Raw genomic sequence first — 18,564 nt, forward strand, 5'->3', positions numbered from 1 at the left:
TGGCACGGTTGTGCAAGAGAGTCCGAGGGGGACAAGGGGCAATTCCCGGTTGCGCGGCTGCTCAGCGGGCGCAGGCCTCCCAGGCGGCGACCACCGTGGCGGCGGCGGCGGCGGTCTGCTGCGGGGTCTGCCCCGGGCGGTAAAGCGCCGAGCCGATGCCGAAGCCCGCGGCCCCGGCCGCGCGCCAGGCGGCGAAATCACCCGGCCCGGCGCCGCCCACCGCATAGACCGGCAGCGCGGGCGGCAGCACCGCACGGATCGCCGCGAGCCCGCCCGGCCCGATGATCGAGGCCGGGAACAGCTTCAGCCCCGTCGCCCCGGCGGCGATCGCCGACAGGCATTCGGTCGGGGTCATCACCCCGGGCCAGCTTTCCATCCCCGCCGCGCGGGTGGCTGCGATCACCGCCGGGTTGCAGTCGGGCGAGACCACCAGCCGCGCCCCCATCCCCGCCAGCCGCTGCACCTGCGCGACGGTCAGCACCGTTCCCGCCCCGATCCGCGCCTGCGCGCCGTGGCGCTCCAGCAGCCGCGCGATGCTGTCCCAGGGCTGCGGCGAGTTCAGCGGCACCTCGATCGCCTCGATCCCGGCGTCCAGCAGGGCGGCGGCGTGGTCCAGCACCTCGGCCGGGGTGATCCCGCGCAGGATGGCGATCAGGTTGCGGCTCATGTCCCGTCCTTTCGCAGCAGGGCGCGGGCCATGGCCAGCCCGGCCAGCGTCACGCTGTCCGAGCGCATCCTTGCCGCCTGCACCCCTTGCGCGGCCAGCGCGCGGGCATAGGCGCCGGCCAGCGCGTCGCCGACGATCACCACCTCGCGGCCCAGCCACCACGGGCGGGCGGCGGCCAGTTCCGCGCCGATCAGCCAGCCCGACAGGCGTTCGCGGGCGGTAGCGGGGTCGAGCCCCTCCAGCAGCGCCTCGGCCCGCAGGGAAAACAGCCGCGCGGCCAGCGCCTGCGGGCGCGACAGGGTTTCGGCCACCGCGGCGTCGAACTCTGCGCCGGGGTCCGCATCCTGCGTCGCGATCCCGTGGCGCAGCACCGATTGCGCCGACAGCAGGGCGAACAGCTCTCCGGTCATGAAGCTGCGGAAGCTGACCACCTCGCCGGCAGAGACCTCGGCCCATTTGCTGTGGGTGCCGGGCAGGCAGACCACCCCGTCCCAGCCGGGACGGGCGGCCAGCACCCCGGCGATCTGGGTTTCCTCGCCCCGCATCACATCGGCCGAAGGTTTCAATTGCGACAACCCGGGCACGATCCACACCGAGAGCCTGGGGTCGCTGGTGGGCGCGCGCGCCAGCGGCGGCGCGAGCGGCGGGCAGGGAACCGCGCGATAACCGGCGTCGAGCCAGCCCTGACGGGCGCCGACCATGCCGCAGGCGACCACCGGCACCGCGCCCGAGGACGGCAGCCAGCCGCCGGCCAGGGACAGCAGTGTCGGTTCGAACGCGGCCGGCGCCAGCGCCCCCATCCCGGCCGGGGATTGCGCCTGCGCCAGCACCTCGCCGTCGCGACCCACGGCCCACAGCCGCAGCCGGCTGGTGCCCCAATCGGCGGCGATCCAGTCCAGAGTGGTCATGCCCCATCCTCCGCCGTGTCGCCCGACCGTTCCCGGTCCTCGGTGCGGAAATGGGTGGCGACGTTGCGGGTCAGCCCGTCGAAATGCGAATCGATATGGGCCAGCATCCGCGCCGCGTCGCGCGCCACCAGCGCCTCGATCATGCCGCGGTGGTCGTGCAGCACGCGTTCGGCATCGGTGCGGGTGCTGGCGGACAGAAAGCGGATCCGCCACAGCCGCGCCAGATATTCGCCATGGGTGCGGGCCAGCGCCGGGTTGTGCCCGGCGGCGACGATGGCGCGGTGCATCTCCATGTCCAAGTCGAACACGTCCAGCCGGTCGCCGGTGGCGTGGTCGCGGGCCACCGCCTCGGCCAGCCGGGCAATATGGGCGATCTCGTCGGCGGTGGCATGGGCGCAGGCGAGCTCGCCCCCGAACAGTTCCAGCCGGCGCAGCACGGCGATCTCGTCCAGCACCTCGGCCAGCCCGGGGTCGGCGACGACGGGGCTGCGCAGCGGGCGCAGCGTCACCAGCCCTTCCTGCGCCAGCACCCGCACCGCCTCGCGCAGCGGCGTGCGGCTGACGCCCAGACGCTCGGCGTGGTCGCGTTCCTTGATCGGGCTGCCGGGGGGCAGCACGCCGGTCAGGATCTCGCGGCGCAGGCGCCGGGCCAGCGCCGTCGGGCGGGTCAGGTCGCTGTCGGGTGCGTCGGGAACCGGGTTCAGGGTCATGGCGCGTTGACCGGGGTCACCGCCGCCTGGCCCGCCAGCACCGCCGACAGGTTGCGCCGTTGCAGCTCGCCCATGGCGGCGCGGCTTTCCACCGTCGCGGAACCGACATGCGGCAGCGGCAGCAGGTTCGGCAGCGCCGCCAGCCGGGGGTCGACCGCCGGTTCGTTCCAGAACACGTCCAGCGCCGCGCCGCGTAGCCGCCCCTGTTCCAGCGCCGCGATCAGCGCGGGTTCATCCACGACCGAGCCGCGGGCGATGTTGACCAGCACCCCGTCCGGACCCAGCGCCGCGATCACCTCGGCCGAGACCAGCCCGCGGGTTTCCTCGCCCCCCACCACCGCGACCACCAGGTCGTCGACGGCACGGGCCAGCGACAGCGGGTCGTCGTGGCGGGTCCAGCCCGGGGTCTGGCGGGGCGTGCGGGCGCAGTAATGGATCTGGCATTTGAAACCCGCCAGCCGGTCGGCGATCTCGCGCCCGATGCGGCCCAGCCCCAGGATGCCGACGCGCCGCCCCGTCACCCGCCGCGCCAGCGGCAGCGGGCCGCAGCGCTGCCAGTCGCCCGAGCGGACCGCCGCGATCCCCGCCTCGAACCCGCGCGACTGCGCAATCAGCATCCCGACCGCCAGATCGGCCACGTCGTCGCTGAGCACCTCGGGGGTGTTGGTCACCAGCACCTTGCGGGCGGTGGCGGCCCCGACGTCGATACTGTCGTAGCCCACGCCGAAATTGGCGATCACCCGCAGCGCGGGCAGCAGATCCATCTCGGCCGCGCCGAAGCCTTCATGGCCCATGAAGGCGACGCCGTGCACCCTCGCCCGCAGCGCGGCCGGCAGCGCCCCCATCGCCGCCAGCGCGGCGGCATCGACGTCGGAATACTGCCCGACCGCCAGGATCCGGGTCATCGCGTCCCCCCTTTGCCGGTTTCAGACCGTGGCGGTAATGCCGCCGTCCACATGGATCACCGCCCCGTTGACAAAGGACGAGGCGTCCGAGGCCAGGAACACCGCCGCGCCGACCAGCTCTTCGACCTTGCCCCAGCGGCCGGCGGGGGTGCGCCGCTCAAGCCAGTCGCAGAATGCCGGGTCGGCGACAAGCGCGGCGTTCAGCGGCGTGTCGAAATACCCCGGCGCCAGCGCGTTGCATTGCAGCCCGTGGCGCGCCCAGTCGGCGGCCATGCCCTTGGTCAGGTTCGCCACCGCGCCCTTGGTGGCGGTATAGGGGGCGATGCCGGGCCGGGCCAGCATCGACTGCACGCTGGCGATGTTGATGATCTTGCCGCGGCCGCGGGCGATCATGTGGCGCGCCACCGGCTGCGAGACGTTGAACAGGCTGGCGACATTGGTCTGCAACAGGCGCTGGAACGCCTCGGGCGGGAAATCCTCGAGCGGCGCGCGGTGCTGGATGCCGGCGTTGTTGACCAGGATGTCGATGGGGCCGGTTGCGGCCTCGAACCCGTCGATGGCGGCGCGGGCGGCATCGGCGTCGGTCACGTCAAAGGCCAGGGTGGCGGCGTTCAGCCCCTCGGCCCGCAGGGTGGCGGCGGCCTGTTCCAGCGCTTCGGCGCGGCGCCCGTTCAGCACCACCGCAGCCCCCGCCTGCGCCAGCCCCCGGGCCAGCGCGAAACCGATGCCCTGCCCGGCGCCGGTGACCAGCGCCCGCCGCCCGTCCAGCTTGAACAGCGACAGCGCCCCCATCAGCCGCGCCCCACCAAGGGCATGTTCGTGGCCATCACCGTGACGAACTGCACATTCGCGCCCTCGGGCAGCGAGGCCATGTGCATCACCGTGTCGGCGACGACCTGCACGTCCATCACCGGCTCGACCTTCAGCGAGCCGTCGGCCTGCGGCACCCCCCTGGTCATCGCCACCGCCATGTCGGTCAGCGCGTTGCCGATGTCGATCTGCCCGCAGGCGATGTTGAACGCCCGCCCGTCCAGCGACACCGAGCGGGTGATCCCGGTGACCGCGTGTTTCGAGGTGGTATAGGCGATCGAGCCCGGCCGCGGCGCATGGGCCGAGACTGAGCCGTTGTTGATGATCCGCCCGCCCTGCGGGTCCTGGGCGCGCATGACCCGAAAGGCGGCGCGGGCGCAGATGAACACCCCGTTCACGTTCACCTCGATCACGCGGCGGAACTCGTCCGGGTCCACCTCGTCCGGGGTCTGGGTGACCAGCCCGGTGCCGGCGTTGTTGAACAGCACATCCAGCCGCCCCCATTCCGCCGCCGCCCGGTCAAAGGCCGCATCCACCGCGCCCGCGTCGCAGACATCGCAGGGCAGCACCAGCGCCCCCGCCTGCCCGTCCGCGGTCTCGCGCAGCGCCTCCTCGCGCCGGCCGATCAGCCCGACGCGCCAGCCCGCGGCCAGGAAGGTCCGCGCCGTGACCCGGCCGATGCCGCTGCCGGCGCCGGTGATGATGATGGTGTTCGCCATGGCGGGCCTTTCCGTGGTTGTGCAGGCAAGGGGTCAGTGGTTGTCGCGGGGCAGCGATTGCGCCACCCGGTGATAGGCGGTGGCCAGCTCGAGGCAGCCGCCATCGGCCAGCTGCCCGACATTCTGGCGATAGATTTCCTGCCACGGGGTCTGGTGCACCAGCTCGGGCGGGGTCCAGGCGTCGCGGCGGGCCTGCCATTCGGCCGCGTCCACCAGCGCATCCATGCGCCGCGCGTTCAGGTCCAGCCGCACCCGGTCGCCGGTCTGCAGCAGCGCCAGCCCGCCCCCCACCACCGATTCCGGCGACGCGTTCAGGATCGAGGGGCTTTCCGAAGTCCCCGACTGCCGCCCGTCGCCCACCGTCGGCAGGTGGTTGATCCCGGCCCTCAGCAGCGCATCCGGCGGCTGCATGTTCACCACCTCGGCCGAGCCGGGATAGCCCACGCAGCCGACGTTGCGGATGAAAAGGATGCAGTTTTCGTCCACCGCCAGCTCGGGGTCGTTCAGGCGGGTGTGGTAATCCTCGGGGCCCTCGAAAACGATGGCGCGGGCCTCGTGGATGCCCTCATGCCCCGGATCGGACAGGAAGCGGCGGCGGAAATCCTCGGAAATCACGCTGGTCTTCATCAGCGCGCTGTCGAACAGGTTGCCCGACAGCACCAGGAACCCGGCATGTTCGCGCAGCGGGTCCGAGAACGGCCGGATCACCGCATGGTCGGTCGAGCGGATATCCGCCACGTTCTGCGCCACGGTCCGGCCGGTCACGGTCAGCGCATCCCGGTGCAGCTTGCCCGCGGCCAGCAGTTCACCCATCACCGCGGCGACACCGCCGGCGCGGAAGAAGCTTTCCCCCAGATATTCCCCGGCAGGCTGCATGTTGACCAGCAGCGGCAGGTCGAAGCCGATGGTTTCCCAGTCGCGCACGTCCAGCTCGACCCCCGCGTGGCGGGCGATGGCCTGCAGATGCGGCGGCGCGTTGGTCGAGCCGCCGATGGCAGTGTTGACCACGATCGCATTCTCGAACGCCTGCCGGGTCAGGATGTCCGAGGGCTTGAGGTCGTCCAGCACCATCTGCACGATGCGGCGCCCGGTCTCATAGGCCATGCCCATGCGTTCGCGGAACGGCGCCGGGATCGCCGAGCAGCCGGGCAGCGACATCCCCAGCGCCTCGGCCATCGCGTTCATGGTGCTGGCGGTGCCCATGGTGTTGCAATGACCCAGCGAGGGCGCGCTGGCGCAGACGCGCTGGATGAACTCGGGGTAGTCGATGCGCCCCTCGGCCAGCAGGCGGCGGCTTTCCCAGACGATGGTGCCGGAACCCGCGCGCTTGCCCTGCCACCAGCCGTCCAGCATCGGGCCGCCGTTCAGGGTGATCGCCGGAATGTCCACGGTCGCCGCCCCCATCAGCATCGCCGGGGTGGTCTTGTCGCAGCCGGTGGTCAGCACGACCCCGTCCAGCGGATAGCCGTGCAGCACCTCGACCAGCCCCAGATAGGCGAGGTTACGGTCCAGCGCCGCGGTCGGGCGCTTGCCGGTTTCCTGGATCGGGTGGACCGGGAACTCCATCGGGATGCCGCCGGCGTCGCGGATCCCGGCCTTGATGCGGTCCATCAGGAACACGTGGATCTTGTTGCAGGGCACCAGGTCGCTGCCGGTCTGGGCGATGCCGATGATCGGGCGTTCGGACTGCAATTCCTCGCGCGTGTAGGTGCTGTTCTGGTAGCGTTCCAGATACAGCGCGGTCATGCCGGGGTTGTTGGGGTTGTCGAACCATTCCTGGCTGCGGAAGCGTTTGTTGGCGCGGGTATCGGACATGATGGAATCCCTGGCTGGGCCGGCGTGGGCGGCGCATGATTCTGGTATACCATTTGTCGGACGCCTGTAAAGCGGCGGCCGTCGAAGAGGCGCTGCCCGCGCCTCGGGATATTTGGGGCAAGATGAAAGAGCCGGGCGGCGCTTGTCTTGGCGGCGCATTGGTATACCATCCGCGGCCTTGGATGAGAGCGAGGGACAGCATGAGCTTCGGGCTACCGGGGGATGGGCATTTCGTCGGGCGGGTGTGGCGGCCGGGAGTCGGGCCGGCGCTGGTGGTGCTGCGCGACGGCATGGTCGTGGACGTGACCTCGGCCGAGGCGCCGACCATGCGCGACCTGCTGGAGATGGAGGATCCCTGCGGCTGGCTGGACGCGCAGCCGGGCGAGGCGCTGTGTGCGCTGGAGGATCTGGCGGCTACGAACGCCGGCGAGGACGCGCTGCGGCTGCTGTCGCCCGCCGATCTGCAGGCGATCAAGGCCAGCGGCGTGACCTTCGCCGATTCCATGGTCGAGCGGGTGATCGAGGAACAGGCCGCGGGCGACCCCGACCTGGCCGCCGGCATCCGCGCCCGCATCGGCGCGGCCATCGGCGACAATCTGCGCGGCATCGTGCCGGGATCGGAGCGCGCCGCCGAGGTCAAGCGCGCCCTGCAAGCCGAGGGGCTGTGGTCGCAATATCTCGAGGTCGGCATCGGCCCGGACGCCGAGATCTTCACCAAGTGCCAGCCCATGGCGTCGGTCGGCTGGGGCGCGCCGGTCGGGCTGCACCCGATCAGCCGCTGGAACAACCCCGAGCCAGAAATCGTGCTGGCGGTGGACAGCCGCGGCCGGGTCCGGGGCGCGACCCTGGGCAACGACGTGAACCTGCGCGACGTCGAGGGGCGCTCGGCGCTGCTGCTGGGCAAGGCCAAGGACAACAACGCCTCGGCCGCGATCGGGCCGTTCATCCGGCTGTTCGACGCGGGCTACGGCATCGACGACGTGCGCCGGGCCGAGCTGGCGCTGCGGGTCGAGGGCGAGGACGGGTTCGTGCTGGAGGGCAGTTCCTCGATGGCGCGGATCAGCCGCGACCCCGAAGATCTGGTGGCGCAGGCCTGCGGCCGCCACCACCAGTATCCCGACGGGTTCATGCTGTATCTGGGCACGCTGTTCGCCCCCACCCAGGACCGCGACGCCCCCGGCCAGGGCTTCACCCACCACCCCGGCGACGTGGTGACGATTTCCGAACCGCGGCTGGGGGCGCTGGTCAACCGCGTGGCGCTGTCCACGGAATGCCCGGAATGGCGCTTCGGCACGGGCGCACTGATGCGCAACCTGGCAGCGCGGGGGCTGCTGGTGCAGGAGGCTGGGGGCTGAGGCTTGGGGGTGCTGGATGTCGCCGTGTGGGACGGGTGTCGGGAAAACTCCGCCTGGCGCTTGCCGGCCGCGGGCTTGCCGCTGGCGGGGTAGATTTACGTCGATAGCACAGTGGCGGCAGCACCGCTGTTCGCCGCAGGTTCTATCCCCGAGCGCGGCCCCAGGGCAGAAGAAGCGATCCGCTCGCGCATGGGGTGACGTCGATCGGCTTGCCTTCGGCGAAGCCGCCCATGGAGCGGGCGCGGGCTTGCGAGCGGAGAGTGTTGCGGGCAGCAGCACCGCCGGGAAAGCGGCGTTGCTGGTTCCTCATGGGCGCGCAGGCTTTGTAGAAGCCGGCGCGAGGGATCCCAGCAGCACCGCGGTATTTCGCGGGACCAGTCCGGCCCGAACGACGACACCGGGTTGCCAGACTGATGGCCTTTCTGCTGCGCCGTTGTTTTTGGGCAACGCGGCTGCAACCGGCAAGGCTCCGTCCCGCCCCCCTGGATGCAAAAAGCCCGCCGGCAAGGGCGGGCTTTCGGGTGGCCTTCGGCGCGGGTTCAGGCCGTGCCCAGCCCCTCGGTCGAGGCGAAGAACATCGCCTGGCTGACGGCCGAGCGCACCTGTTCTTCCGAATAGGGCTTGGAGATCAGGAAGGCCGGTTCCGGGCGGTCGCCGGTCAGCAGCCGCTCGGGGAAGGCGGTGATGAAGATCACCGGCACGTCGCCAAGGCTGCCCATCAGCTCGTTCACCGCGTCGATGCCCGACGAGCCGTCGGCCAGCTGGATGTCGGCCAGGATCAGCGCCGGGCGGTTGTCGGCGGCCAGCTCGATCGCGGCGGAATGGGTACGGGCGACGCCGGTCACCTCGTGCCCCATGGCCTGCACGATGCCTTTCAGGTCCATGGCGATGATGGTTTCATCCTCGATGATCATCACCCGGCCGCGGATCGCCCGGCCCATCTCGTTCAGGGCGATCTGCACCAGCTCTTCGGCCTCGGACTGGTCGATCTGCATGATGCGGGCGATCTGGTCGTAGCGCAGTTCCTCGATCGTGCGCAGCAGCAGCGCCTCGCGCGAGTTGGCGGTCAGGCCGCGCAGATGCGCCTGGGCCGCGGCTTCGCGGGTGGACTGGTTTTCGCTGGCCACCGGCTGGCCCGAGCTTTGCCAGATGGCGTGAAAGGTGCGGAACAGCCCGATCCTGGTGTCCTCGGCATCCATCAGCTCGCGGTCGGACAGGATCGCCTCCAGCGTCGCCGCCGCGTAGTTGTCGCCCGCGGTCTGGCTTCCGGTCAGGGCGCGCGCATAGCGGCGCAGATAGGGAAGCTCGCGGCCGATGGATTGGGCCAGATCAGCAGCAGACATGCGTAAACCTCGAAATTATCCCCATGGGGAACCTTGACGTTTTGTAACCGTTGGGCATCGTGCGCACAAGCTTACCGGGGCAAACAAATAGATGAACACAAAGCGGGATGACCGTAAACGCGCCGCTTTGGAAAAGCAGATCGACGAGAATCTGCGGCGCGTGTACGAGCAGGATGCAAGCCAGGAGGTGCCCGACCGCTTCCTGGCCTTGCTCGATCAGTTGCGCAAACAGGAATGACGCGCGTGGGCAGGTCAACAGACGGCCAGGCCCTTTCGGGCCCCAATCCGCGCGACGAGCTGGTGGACCACCTGCCGGCGCTGCGGGCCTTTGCGCTGTCGCTGACGCGGGAATCCGCCTCGGCCGACGATCTGGTGCAGGACACCATCGTCAAGGCGTGGACCAACATCGACAAGTTCCAGCCCGGCACCAACCTGCGCGCGTGGCTGTTCACCATCCTGCGCAATACCTTCTATTCCGCCCGCCGCAAGACCAGGCGCGAGGTCAGCGACAGCGACGGCATCCATGCCGCCCGGCAGGCGACCCGGCCCGAACATGACGGGCGGCTGGCGATGAATGACTTCAAGGTCGCCTTCGAGCAGCTTCCCGACGAGCAGCGCGAGGCGTTGATCCTTGTCGGCGGCTCGGGATTTTCCTACGAAGAGGCAGCGCAGATGACCGGCGTCGCGGTCGGCACGGTCAAGTCGCGCGCGAACCGCGGCCGCCGCAAGCTGGCCGAGTTGATGCAGATGGCCGAGGGCGAGGACCTGGACATGACCGACAGCGCAACGCTGGCCGTGATGGCGGTGAACCACCCCGTTTCCCGGTAACGGCCCGGGATGTTGCGCTGGGGCGCAGATTTCGCCCGCAGGCTCGGGTTCCGGCTGGGGATGCTGCTCAGCATCGCCATCCTGCCGATCGGGATGATCTCGATCCTGCAGACGCTGCACCTGTCGCGCGAGGCCGAGCGTTCCGCCGAGATCGCCATCCAGGGCCGCACCGCCGCCGCCGCCGCCGGCGAGCGGGCGCTGCTGCAGGGCGCCATCGCCACCGCCGACGCCCTGGGCATCTCGGTGCTGGCGATGCTGGACGACCCGGCCACCTGTTCGCGGATGATGCATGATTTCGTGCAAAGCAGCCCGTCCTTCGTCTATGCCGGCTTCACCGACACCAGCGGGCGCAACATCTGTTCGGCCAACAGCCAGATCCGCGACATGTCCGGCACGGCGCAGTTCCGCGAGTTCATGAAGAACCCGGGCACGCTGATCACCTCGGCGGCGCAGGGCCCCTGGTCGGGGCTGCCGGTGGTGATCGTGATGCAGCCGCTTTACCGCGATCTGGAACTGCTGGGCTATGTGGCGCTGTCGCTGTCCCACGACCTGCTGCGCTCGACCCATATTTCCGCCTATTGGTCGGACGGGGCGCGGATCCTGTCCTTCAGCAACACCGGACGGCCGCTGATCGGGGATTTCGGCACCCAGGAAAACGCGATGGCGATCCTGCCGCGGGGGGTCACGCTGGCCGAGCTGGTGCAGAGGACCGACACCACCTTCAGCGCCATCTCCAATTCCGGGGAAAAGCGGGTGTTCTCGGTGGTGCCGGTGGTGCCGGATCTGGTCTATGCGCTTGGCAGCTGGAGCCCGCGCCTGACCGGGGTCGCCGGGCTCAGCCTGTCGCGGTTCGTCGCGGTGCTGTTCCCGGTGGCGCTGTGGCTGGTGTCGCTGGCGGTGGCGTTCTTTGCCGTGGACCGGCTGGTGCTGCGCCATGTGCGCGAATTGCGCGGGCAGATGCGCCGCTTTGCCCTGGGCAACCGCGTGGTGCCGCCGCCGGTGCTGGAAACCGCCCCCGGCGAGATCCGCGACGTCAGCGAGACCTTCCACAACATGGCCCGGATCCTGATCCGCGACGAGGCCGCGATGGAAGAGGCCGTCGCCGAAAAGACCGTGCTGCTGAAAGAGGTCCACCACCGGGTCAAGAACAACCTGCAGCTGATCGCCTCGATCATCAACATGCAAAGCCGGGTGATCGACGACCCCGACGCCAAGCGGGTGCTGCGCTCGGTGCAGGACCGGGTGGCCTCGCTGGCGACGATCTACAAGAACCTCTATCAGGCCGAGCATCTGGAATCGGTCGAGGCCGACCAGCTGGTGCGCGACATCATCGGGCAGATGTCCACCGCCTCGGTAGTCAGCGAGTATTCGATCGAGATCGACACCAGGCTGGAACCGCTGACCCTGCTGCCCGACCAGGCGGTGCCGCTGACCCTGCTGACCACCGAAGCCTTTACCAACGCGCTGAAATACGCCGGCATCCCCGAGGGGCGCGAGCGTCCCTGGGTCTGCGTGCGCCTGCACCGCGCCGCGGATGGCCATGCCGAGCTGACCATCGAGAACTCGCTGGGCCGGGGCACCTCGGAAGTCGAGGGCACGGGACTTGGCAACCAGCTGATCGAGGCCTTTGCCATGCAGCTGGACAGCGAGGCGCTGATTACCACGCAGGACGGGGTGTACCGGCTGTATCTGCGCTTCCTGCCGGAAACCGGCGCCACGCTGCTGGACAGCGAAACCCGGCGGGTGGTGCTGACCTCGGCCGCGCGCGAGGGGGCGCGGCACTGAAGCGGGCGGATCCAGCCCGCGGGGTTCTTCCTTGCACAAATATCCCGGGGTCTGGGGCAGCGCCCCCAGCCGGGCCTGCGCGGCGGTCAGCTCTTGCGGCCGGGGGCCATCTTGCGGGCCAGGGCGCGGGCCTTGCGGGCCTTGACCAGGCGGCGATGGCGGTCCAGCTCGACGTTGATCAGCGCGCCCATCATCACCGAGAACCCGGCGATGTAGAACCACATCAGCAGCGCCACCACCGCCCCGATCGAGCCGTAGATGCGGTTGTAGCTGTTGAAGCTGGTCAGATAGGCCGAAAACGCCACCGAGGCCGCCGCCCAGGCCAGCGCCGCGAACAGCGCCCCCCAGGTGAAGAACGGCGTGCGCGGGGATTTCACGTTGGGGCCGTAGCGGTAAAGCACCCCGATCGCGATCAGCACGATGGCAAACATTGCCGCCCAGGGGATCGTGCTCAGCAGCCAGCTGCGCAGCGGGCCGGGGTCCAGGAAATTGAACGCCAGCGGCACCATGACGATGGTCGCCAGCCCCAGCACCACGATGCCGACGATGGCCAGGGTCAGCACATAGGCCAGCACCCAGCCGAAGATCGTCGAATGTGACCGCACCCCATGCGCCGCGTTCAGCCCGCGCACCAGCGCATTCACCCCGGCGCGCGCCGCGATGGTGGCGATCAGGAAGGAAATCCCCGAGGTCCAGCCCAGCTGCGTGCGGCCGCCGGAAATCAGCGCGTCGATCTGGGTGTGCAGGATCTGCGCAGCCTCGGGCGGGACGAACTCGTCCACAAGCTGGTCGTAGTCCTGCAGCAGCACCGGGTCGAACCACAGTCCCCACAGCGCGATCAGCGCCGCCAGCCCGGGGAACACCGCGAACATGGCGTAGAACGCCACCCCGGCGGCGATCAGCCCCATGTGGATCTTGTCCATCCGCTCGAACAGCGATTGCACGAAGCCGATGGATTCGCGCAGATAGCCGAACATCACGCGCCCCTGGTCATGGCGTGGCGGTGGCGGCAAAGCGCAGCCAGAGCGATTTCTCGCCCATGCGAGCGACGAACTCGGCATGGGCGTGGCGCTCGCCCTCGGTCAGGCGCGGCGGCAGCGGGCGAGGGCGGGGCGCGCGCGGACGGATCGGCCCCGAGGCGGCGGCGCCGGGGTCGGCCGCCGCGGTCTCGGTCACCAGCACAAGGTCGGGCTGGCGGCCGCCGATCAGCTCCAGATAGACCTCGGCCAGAAGCTCGCTGTCCAGCAGCGCGCCGTGCAGGGTGCGGCCCGAGTTGTCGATGCCCCAGCGCCGGCACAGCGCATCCAGCGACACCGGGGCGCCGGGGAATTTGTTGCGTGCCATCGTAACCGTATCCAGCGCGCGATCCATCGCGATGGGCGGATGGCCGCAGCGGCGCAGCTCGGCGTTGAGGAACTTCATGTCGAAAGGGGCATTATGGATCACCAGCCGGGAATCCTCGGCGATGAACTCGATGAACTCGGCGGCGATCTCGGCGAATTTGGGCTTGGTGGACAGGAACTCGCTGGTCAGCCCGTGGACCGCCAGCGCCTCGGCCGGCATGTCGCGTTCGGGGTTGATGTAGACGTGGAAATGCCGGCCGGTGGGCAGGTGGTTCAGCAGCTCGATGGCGCCGATTTCCACGATGCGGTCGCCGGTGTCGGGGTCGAAGCCGGTGGTTTCGGTGTCGAGGACGATCTCACGCATCGGGCAGGCTTTCGGCTTTGGTTTCGGCAGCGATTTCGGCAAGGATGGCGTCGACGGCGGCCTGCGCGCGGTCCAGCGTGTCGGTCGGGATCACCCAGCGGGCGCGGGCGCGGCGGTCGGCATCGGTCATCTGCCGCGACAGGATCAGGTCCAGCGTGGTGTCGTCCATGCCGGGGCGGGCGAGGACGCGGGCGCGCTGCACCTCGGCCGGGGCCGAGACCACGGCGACGCCGTCCATCTGCGCCTGCGCCCCGGTCTCGAACAGCAGCGGGATGTCGAGCAGCACCACCGGAGCGGCGACATTGGCGGCGATGAAATCGGCGCGGTCGGCGGCGACCAGCGGGTGGACGATGGCTTCCAGTTCCGCCAGCCGCGCAGGCGTATCGGCCAGCACGCGCCTGAGCGCGGCGCGGTCGATGCCGCCATCCTCGGCCAGCGCCTGCGGAAAGGCGGCGGCAACCGGGGCCACCGCAGCGCCGCCGGGGGCGTAGAGCCGATGCACTGCGGCGTCGGCGTCCCAGACCGGCACGCCGCGGGCGGCGAACATGGCGGCGGTGGTGGATTTGCCCATGCCGATGCCGCCAGTCAGGCCCAGACGGAAGCTCATGCCAGCACCGCCCGGCGCAGGTCCTCGTCCACCTGCGGGTGGATGCCGAACCAGCGCTCGAACCCCGGCGCGGCCTGGTGCAGCAGCATCCCCAGCCCGTCCACGGTGGTGCAGCCGCGCGCCCGCGCATCGCGCAGGAAATGCGTGTCGAGCGGGGTATAGACCAGATCGGTGACCAGAGCGTCGGGCGACATCGCATCCAGCGGCAGCCGCAGGGGCTGCGCGCCCTCCATCCCCATCGAGGTGCAGTTGACGATGGTGGCGGCGCCTTCCAGCATGTTCCCGACCTGCGCCCAGTCATAGACCACGACGCGGGCGCCGAAATCGGCCTTGAGCTGGTCGGCGCGGATGCGGGTGCGGTTGGCGATGCGCAGTTCCGGCACACCGCATTCCAGCAGCGCCGCGACCACGGCGCGGGCGGCACCGCCGGCGCCGATCACCGCGGCGGGGCCGGAGTCCGGCAGCCATTCGGGGGCCTGCTGGCGCAGATTGGTGACGAAACCGTAGCCGTCGGTGTTGTCGGCGTGGATGCGGCCATCCTCGCGGAAGATCAGCGTGTTGGCGGCCCCGATCAGGGCGGCGCGGTCGGTGACGATATCGGCCAGCGCCAGCACCGATTCCTTGTGCGGGATGGTGATATTAGCACCGACGAACCCGGCGCGGGGCAGCGCGCGCAGCACCTGCGCCAGATGCTCGGGCGCCACCGCCAGCGGCACGTAATGGCCCTTGATGCCGTAGCGGGCCAGCCAGTGGCCATGCAGCCGGGGCGAGCGTGAATGCGCGACCGGCCAGCCGATCACCCCGGAGAGCGGCACCGCCACCGCGGGCGGGGCGTCAGCAGCGCTGTCGGGGGCCTGTGTCATCCGCATCCTCGTTCCATGTCGCCCCATCTCTAGCGCGCGGCGGATTCGAGGGGAAGCCGGCAGCACCTGTGGACAGTCTGGTGGGAAACCCTGTGACCGCCATGTGCGCGGATCGGGGTCCGCGGAGCCGCGTGGATGAAGCCGCGGGACTTAACGGGAACGCCCGGGATCCATCCACAGGCGCATAACTGCGCCCGAATTGTCCACAGGCTGCGGACAGGCGGGTTTTCCACAGAGGGGTTAGAACCGTTTAAATCATTGATTAAAATAATATTACTGGTTTGGTATGCCAGTTCCTCCACCGATTTGTCCACTGCGGCAAAGCGTGGATTGAATCCCGCGGCGCATGATGGTTCAGATACCCACTGCGCCTACTGACCACATCAATCTTTCTGAATCTTTTCTTTATGAAGAAGACAGAAGGCGAAGGAGACCGCCCATGCTGACCGACTGGCTTTCGGACGCCTATCTCTGGATCAAGGCCTTCCATGTGATGTCGGTGATTTCCTGGATGGCGGGGCTGTTCTATCTGCCGCGGCTGTTCGTCTATCACGCCGAGCGCGCGCAGGCCCCAGGCGAGCCCGCCGCCAGCTTCGAGATCATGGAGCACAAGCTTTTGCGCTATATCATGGGGCCGGCCTCGATCGCGACCTGGGTGGCGGGGCTGGCGCTGGTATTCACGCCGGGGGTCGTGGACTGGTCGCTGCTCTGGCCCTGGACCAAGGCGGCGGCGGTGCTGGGGATGACGGTGTTCCACCACTGGCTGATGATCCACCGCCGCAAGCTGATGCGGGGCGAGGGCGCCAGCGGCCGTACCTATCGGATCGCGAACGAGATCCCGACCTTGTTCATGGTGGTGATCGTGCTGTCGGTGATCCTCAAGTTCTGAAGTTTGACTTTGCGGGCGATCTGCATTATGTGGCGAGGCGCGCCCCGTCCGGGGTGATCTCTTCCGACACAGGATCTGTTGCCGCGCCCGTTCCGGGGCCGCTGCGCCGTATGGATGACATGATGAGCCAGGAACGTCTGAACCTCGCCGACCTCAAGGCCAAGAGCCCGGCCGATCTGCTGGCCATCGCCGAGGAATGGGAGATCGAGAACGCCTCGACCATGCGCAAGGGCGAGATGATGTTCTCACTGCTCAAGGAACATGCCGAGGAAGGATTCGAGATCGGCGGCGACGGCGTGCTGGAGGTGGTGCAGGACGGGTTCGGGTTCCTGCGCTCGCCCGAGGCGAACTATCTGCCCGGTCCCGACGACATCTATGTCAGCCCCGACATGATCCGGCAGTTCAGCCTGCGCACCGGCGACACGGTCGAGGGGGTGATCCGGGCGCCCGGCGAGAATGAGCGTTATTTCGCCCTGATCAGCGTTGAGAAGATCAATTTCGAAAGCCCCGAAAAGGCCCGGCACAAGGTCGCGTTTGACAACCTGACCCCGCTTTACCCCAATGAGCGGCTGAAGATGGAACTGGACGATCCGACGGTGAAGGATCGGTCTGCCCGGATCATCGACCTGGTGGCGCCGATTGGCAAGGGGCAGCGGTCGCTGATCGTGGCGCCGCCGCGCACCGGCAAGACGGTGCTTTTGCAGAACATCGCGAATTCTATCGAGAAAAATCACCCGGAATGCTATCTGATCGTGCTGCTGATCGATGAGCGACCCGAGGAAGTGACCGACATGCAGCGTTCCGTCAAGGGTGAGGTGGTGTCCTCGACCTTCGACGAGCCGGCCTCGCGTCACGTTGCGGTCAGCGAGATGGTGATCGAAAAGGCCAAGCGGCTGGTCGAGCACAAGCGGGATGTTGTCATCCTGCTCGATTCGATCACCCGGCTGGGGCGGGCGTTCAACACGGTGGTGCCGTCCTCGGGGAAGGTGCTGACCGGGGGCGTGGACGCGAATGCCCTGCAGCGGCCGAAGCGGTTCTTTGGCGCGGCGCGGAACATCGAGGAAGGCGGCTCGCTGACCATCATCGCCACCGCGCTGATCGACACCGGCAGCCGCATGGACGAGGTGATCTTTGAGGAGTTCAAGGGCACCGGCAATAGCGAGATCGTGCTGGACCGCAAAGTGGCGGACAAGCGAGTGTTCCCGGCGATGGATATCCTGAAGTCCGGGACCCGCAAGGAAGAGCTGCTGGTCGACCAGAAGGATCTGCAGAAGACCTATCTGCTGCGGCGGATCCTGAACCCGATGGGCACGACGGATGCCATCGAGTTCCTGATTTCCAAGCTGAAACAGACCAAGACCAACGCTGAATTCTTCGATTCGATGAACGCCTGAGCATGGGATGTCCACGATCTATGCCGAAGCGACGCCTGCGGGGCGGGGCGGGGTCTCGGTCGTAAGGCTGAGCGGGCCCGAGGCGCGCAGCATCGCCGAGGCGATCGCCGGAAAACTGCCGGTGGCGCGGCGGGCGGAGCTGCGGTCGCTGCGTGATGGCGACCTGATCGACCGGGCGCTGGTGATCCGCTTTGAGGAGGGTGCCAGCTTTACCGGCGAGGCGGTGGTGGAGTTCCAGTTGCATGGCGCGCCGGTGGTGGTGCGGCGGCTGGAGGCGGCGCTGCGTGCCCGCGGAGCGAGGCTTGCCGAGGCCGGTGAGTTCACCCGCCGCGGGTTGCTGAACGGGGCGCTGGCGCTGAGCGAGGTCGAGGCGCTGTCCGACCTGCTGGCGGCCGAGAGCGAGGCGCAGCGACAGCAGGCGATGCGGGTGGTTTCGGGCGAGCTGGCGCGCTGGGCCGAGGGGCTGCGCGAGCGGCTGGTGCGGGCGGGGGCGCTGATCGAGGTCTCGCTGGATTTTGCCGATGAGGAGGTTCCGGACGAGGTTCCGGACGAGGTGTTCGAGCTGCTGGACTCGGTGCGGGTGGATATCGCCGCGGCGGTGGCCGGGCTGCCGGCGGCGGAACGGCTGCGGGCGGGGTTCGAGGTGGCGATCGTCGGTCCTCCGAATGCGGGGAAGTCGTCGTTGTTGAACCGGATCGCGCAGCGTGAGATGGCGCTGGTCAGCGATGTGGCCGGTACCACCCGCGACGTGTTGGAGCTGCATACCGAGTTGGGCGGGTTGGCGGTGACATTCCTGGACACTGCCGGTTTGCGCGACGCTGAGGATTTTGTCGAAGGGCTGGGGGTAGACCGCGCGCGCGACCGGGCCCGGCGAGCGGATCTGCGGCTGCATCTGTCCGGGGACGGGCGTGCGGTGGAGGAGCTTTACCAGGACGGGGATCTGGTCCTGCGGTCGAAAGCGGATCTGGGCGGTCGGGGGATTTCCGCAGTGACGGGGGCGGGCCTCTCTGAGATGCTGGAGGACGTGCGGCGACGCCTGGCGGAGCGGGTCGCGGGTGCCGGGCTGGTGACGCGTAAGCGGCAGGCCGATGCGTTGGAGGATGCGCTGGCGGTGCTGGCGGTTCGCAAGGGGCAGCCGGCGGAGCTGTTGGCGGAAGCGGTGCGGCAGGCCTCACATCGGTTAAGCGAGGTGGTTGGGAAGATCGCCCCGGATGACTATCTGGATGAAATCTTCTCGCGCTTCTGCATCGGAAAATAGG

At 69.0% G+C, this 18,564-nt stretch carries 19 protein-coding genes; 7 read left to right on the forward strand and 12 right to left on the reverse strand.

What is annotated here, in order from left to right; translation table 11 throughout:
- Positions 1-61 precede the first annotated feature (61 nt).
- Genes RSP45_RS10430 through RSP45_RS10460 form a run of 7 tightly spaced genes read right to left on the reverse strand, consistent with a single transcriptional unit; the run spans position 62 to position 6,534 of the window.
- The gene (locus RSP45_RS10430; RefSeq protein WP_415391894.1) at positions 62-667 is read right to left on the reverse strand and encodes a 2-dehydro-3-deoxy-6-phosphogalactonate aldolase; all 606 of its coding nucleotides are present in this window, start codon (positions 665-667) and stop codon (positions 62-64) included.
- Entirely contained in the window at positions 664-1,575 is a 912-nt protein-coding gene (locus RSP45_RS10435) for a 2-dehydro-3-deoxygalactonokinase (RefSeq protein WP_415391895.1), read from the reverse strand. The genes RSP45_RS10430 and RSP45_RS10435 overlap by 4 nt, the downstream gene beginning before the upstream one ends.
- Positions 1,572-2,285 carry a GntR family transcriptional regulator gene (locus tag RSP45_RS10440; protein WP_415391896.1) on the reverse strand — a complete coding sequence of 238 codons (714 nt, stop codon included), beginning with the start codon at positions 2,283-2,285 and terminating at the stop codon, positions 1,572-1,574. The genes RSP45_RS10435 and RSP45_RS10440 overlap by 4 nt, the downstream gene beginning before the upstream one ends.
- Entirely contained in the window at positions 2,282-3,190 is a 909-nt protein-coding gene (locus RSP45_RS10445) for an NAD(P)-dependent oxidoreductase (RefSeq protein ID WP_415391897.1), read from the reverse strand. Before RSP45_RS10445 ends, RSP45_RS10440 begins: the two co-directional genes overlap by 4 nt.
- A gap of 21 nt (positions 3,191-3,211) precedes the next feature.
- A complete protein-coding gene (locus RSP45_RS10450) occupies positions 3,212-3,982 on the reverse strand; it encodes an SDR family oxidoreductase (RefSeq protein WP_415391898.1) in 771 nt (256 codons plus the stop codon).
- A complete protein-coding gene (locus tag RSP45_RS10455; RefSeq protein WP_415391899.1) occupies positions 3,982-4,719 on the reverse strand; it encodes an SDR family oxidoreductase in 738 nt (245 codons plus the stop codon). Before RSP45_RS10455 ends, RSP45_RS10450 begins: the two co-directional genes overlap by 1 nt.
- 33 nt (positions 4,720-4,752) lie before the next feature.
- Complete coding sequence (locus RSP45_RS10460) at positions 4,753-6,534, reverse strand: IlvD/Edd family dehydratase (RefSeq protein ID WP_415391900.1); 1,782 nt, start codon at positions 6,532-6,534, stop codon at positions 4,753-4,755.
- A 200-nt stretch (positions 6,535-6,734) separates the two neighbouring features.
- Here RSP45_RS10460 and RSP45_RS10465 point away from each other — a divergent pair, with 200 nt between their 5' ends.
- Positions 6,735-7,889, forward strand: coding sequence for a fumarylacetoacetate hydrolase family protein (locus tag RSP45_RS10465; protein ID WP_415391901.1), 1,155 nt, complete (start codon positions 6,735-6,737; stop codon positions 7,887-7,889).
- 539 nt (positions 7,890-8,428) lie between these two features.
- Here the strand turns inward: RSP45_RS10465 and RSP45_RS10470 are convergent.
- Entirely contained in the window at positions 8,429-9,232 is an 804-nt protein-coding gene (locus RSP45_RS10470; protein WP_073065155.1) for a response regulator, read from the reverse strand.
- 91 nt (positions 9,233-9,323) lie between these two features.
- On the opposite strand from RSP45_RS10470, the gene RSP45_RS10475 reads away from it, so the two are divergent.
- The 3 genes from RSP45_RS10475 to RSP45_RS10485 are packed head-to-tail and all read left to right on the forward strand — an operon-like array spanning position 9,324 to position 11,845.
- Positions 9,324-9,470 carry a NepR family anti-sigma factor gene (locus RSP45_RS10475; protein WP_073065152.1) on the forward strand — a complete coding sequence of 49 codons (147 nt, stop codon included), beginning with the start codon at positions 9,324-9,326 and terminating at the stop codon, positions 9,468-9,470.
- A gap of 5 nt (positions 9,471-9,475) precedes the next feature.
- On the forward strand, positions 9,476-10,060 hold the full coding sequence (locus RSP45_RS10480; protein WP_234952022.1) for an RNA polymerase sigma factor: 585 nt from the start codon (positions 9,476-9,478) through the stop codon (positions 10,058-10,060).
- 9 nt (positions 10,061-10,069) lie between these two features.
- Positions 10,070-11,845: a sensor histidine kinase gene (locus RSP45_RS10485; RefSeq protein WP_415391902.1), complete on the forward strand. Its 1,776-nt coding sequence runs from the start codon at positions 10,070-10,072 to the stop codon at positions 11,843-11,845.
- 86 nt (positions 11,846-11,931) lie between these two features.
- Here RSP45_RS10485 and RSP45_RS10490 read toward each other — a convergent pair whose 3' ends face one another.
- The 4 genes from RSP45_RS10490 to RSP45_RS10505 are packed head-to-tail and all read right to left on the reverse strand — an operon-like array spanning position 11,932 to position 15,022.
- Positions 11,932-12,822 (reverse strand): YihY/virulence factor BrkB family protein, encoded by an 891-nt coding sequence (locus tag RSP45_RS10490; RefSeq protein WP_415391903.1) that lies wholly within the window; start codon positions 12,820-12,822, stop codon positions 11,932-11,934.
- A gap of 13 nt (positions 12,823-12,835) precedes the next feature.
- Positions 12,836-13,552 carry a DNA polymerase III subunit epsilon gene (gene dnaQ, locus RSP45_RS10495; protein WP_415391904.1) on the reverse strand — a complete coding sequence of 239 codons (717 nt, stop codon included), beginning with the start codon at positions 13,550-13,552 and terminating at the stop codon, positions 12,836-12,838.
- Positions 13,545-14,159 (reverse strand): dephospho-CoA kinase, encoded by a 615-nt coding sequence (coaE, locus tag RSP45_RS10500; RefSeq protein WP_415391905.1) that lies wholly within the window; start codon positions 14,157-14,159, stop codon positions 13,545-13,547. The genes dnaQ and coaE overlap by 8 nt, the downstream gene beginning before the upstream one ends.
- The gene (locus RSP45_RS10505; protein ID WP_415391906.1) at positions 14,156-15,022 is read right to left on the reverse strand and encodes a shikimate dehydrogenase; all 867 of its coding nucleotides are present in this window, start codon (positions 15,020-15,022) and stop codon (positions 14,156-14,158) included. The genes coaE and RSP45_RS10505 overlap by 4 nt, the downstream gene beginning before the upstream one ends.
- Positions 15,023-15,461: 439 nt before the next feature.
- On the opposite strand from RSP45_RS10505, the gene hemJ reads away from it, so the two are divergent.
- The 3 genes from hemJ (at position 15,462) to mnmE (ending at position 18,563) form a co-directional block, all read left to right on the forward strand.
- Positions 15,462-15,911 carry a protoporphyrinogen oxidase HemJ gene (gene hemJ, locus RSP45_RS10510; RefSeq protein WP_415391907.1) on the forward strand — a complete coding sequence of 150 codons (450 nt, stop codon included), beginning with the start codon at positions 15,462-15,464 and terminating at the stop codon, positions 15,909-15,911.
- A 122-nt stretch (positions 15,912-16,033) separates the two neighbouring features.
- Positions 16,034-17,305: a transcription termination factor Rho gene (gene rho / locus RSP45_RS10515; protein WP_303731171.1), complete on the forward strand. Its 1,272-nt coding sequence runs from the start codon at positions 16,034-16,036 to the stop codon at positions 17,303-17,305.
- A 7-nt stretch (positions 17,306-17,312) separates the two neighbouring features.
- Complete coding sequence (gene mnmE, locus RSP45_RS10520) at positions 17,313-18,563, forward strand: tRNA uridine-5-carboxymethylaminomethyl(34) synthesis GTPase MnmE (protein WP_415391908.1); 1,251 nt, start codon at positions 17,313-17,315, stop codon at positions 18,561-18,563.
- Position 18,564: the final 1 nt, after the last annotated feature.

This window comes from Paracoccus sp. SJTW-4 (assembly GCF_047716885.1).
GTDB classification, from domain to species: Bacteria; Pseudomonadota; Alphaproteobacteria; order Rhodobacterales; family Rhodobacteraceae; genus Paracoccus; species Paracoccus solventivorans.

What these genes read in the sequence shown, in the direction of transcription:
- RSP45_RS10430 (WP_415391894.1), bottom strand. Translation starts at nt 667, where the DNA reads ATGAGCCGCAACCTGATCGCCATCCTGCGCGGGATCACCCCGGCCGAG.
- RSP45_RS10435 (WP_415391895.1), bottom strand. Translation starts at nt 1,575, where the DNA reads ATGACCACTCTGGACTGGATCGCCGCCGATTGGGGCACCAGCCGGCTG.
- RSP45_RS10440 (WP_415391896.1), bottom strand. Translation starts at nt 2,285, where the DNA reads ATGACCCTGAACCCGGTTCCCGACGCACCCGACAGCGACCTGACCCGC.
- RSP45_RS10445 (WP_415391897.1), bottom strand. Translation starts at nt 3,190, where the DNA reads ATGACCCGGATCCTGGCGGTCGGGCAGTATTCCGACGTCGATGCCGCC.
- RSP45_RS10450 (WP_415391898.1), bottom strand. Translation starts at nt 3,982, where the DNA reads ATGGGGGCGCTGTCGCTGTTCAAGCTGGACGGGCGGCGGGCGCTGGTC.
- RSP45_RS10455 (WP_415391899.1), bottom strand. Translation starts at nt 4,719, where the DNA reads ATGGCGAACACCATCATCATCACCGGCGCCGGCAGCGGCATCGGCCGG.
- RSP45_RS10460 (WP_415391900.1), bottom strand. Translation starts at nt 6,534, where the DNA reads ATGTCCGATACCCGCGCCAACAAACGCTTCCGCAGCCAGGAATGGTTC.
- RSP45_RS10465 (WP_415391901.1), top strand. Translation starts at nt 6,735, where the DNA reads ATGAGCTTCGGGCTACCGGGGGATGGGCATTTCGTCGGGCGGGTGTGG.
- RSP45_RS10470 (WP_073065155.1), bottom strand. Translation starts at nt 9,232, where the DNA reads ATGTCTGCTGCTGATCTGGCCCAATCCATCGGCCGCGAGCTTCCCTAT.
- RSP45_RS10475 (WP_073065152.1), top strand. Translation starts at nt 9,324, where the DNA reads ATGAACACAAAGCGGGATGACCGTAAACGCGCCGCTTTGGAAAAGCAG.
- RSP45_RS10485 (WP_415391902.1), top strand. Translation starts at nt 10,070, where the DNA reads ATGTTGCGCTGGGGCGCAGATTTCGCCCGCAGGCTCGGGTTCCGGCTG.
- RSP45_RS10490 (WP_415391903.1), bottom strand. Translation starts at nt 12,822, where the DNA reads ATGTTCGGCTATCTGCGCGAATCCATCGGCTTCGTGCAATCGCTGTTC.
- dnaQ (WP_415391904.1), bottom strand. Translation starts at nt 13,552, where the DNA reads ATGCGTGAGATCGTCCTCGACACCGAAACCACCGGCTTCGACCCCGAC.
- coaE (WP_415391905.1), bottom strand. Translation starts at nt 14,159, where the DNA reads ATGAGCTTCCGTCTGGGCCTGACTGGCGGCATCGGCATGGGCAAATCC.
- RSP45_RS10505 (WP_415391906.1), bottom strand. Translation starts at nt 15,022, where the DNA reads ATGACACAGGCCCCCGACAGCGCTGCTGACGCCCCGCCCGCGGTGGCG.
- hemJ (WP_415391907.1), top strand. Translation starts at nt 15,462, where the DNA reads ATGCTGACCGACTGGCTTTCGGACGCCTATCTCTGGATCAAGGCCTTC.
- rho (WP_303731171.1), top strand. Translation starts at nt 16,034, where the DNA reads ATGAGCCAGGAACGTCTGAACCTCGCCGACCTCAAGGCCAAGAGCCCG.
- mnmE (WP_415391908.1), top strand. Translation starts at nt 17,313, where the DNA reads ATGTCCACGATCTATGCCGAAGCGACGCCTGCGGGGCGGGGCGGGGTC.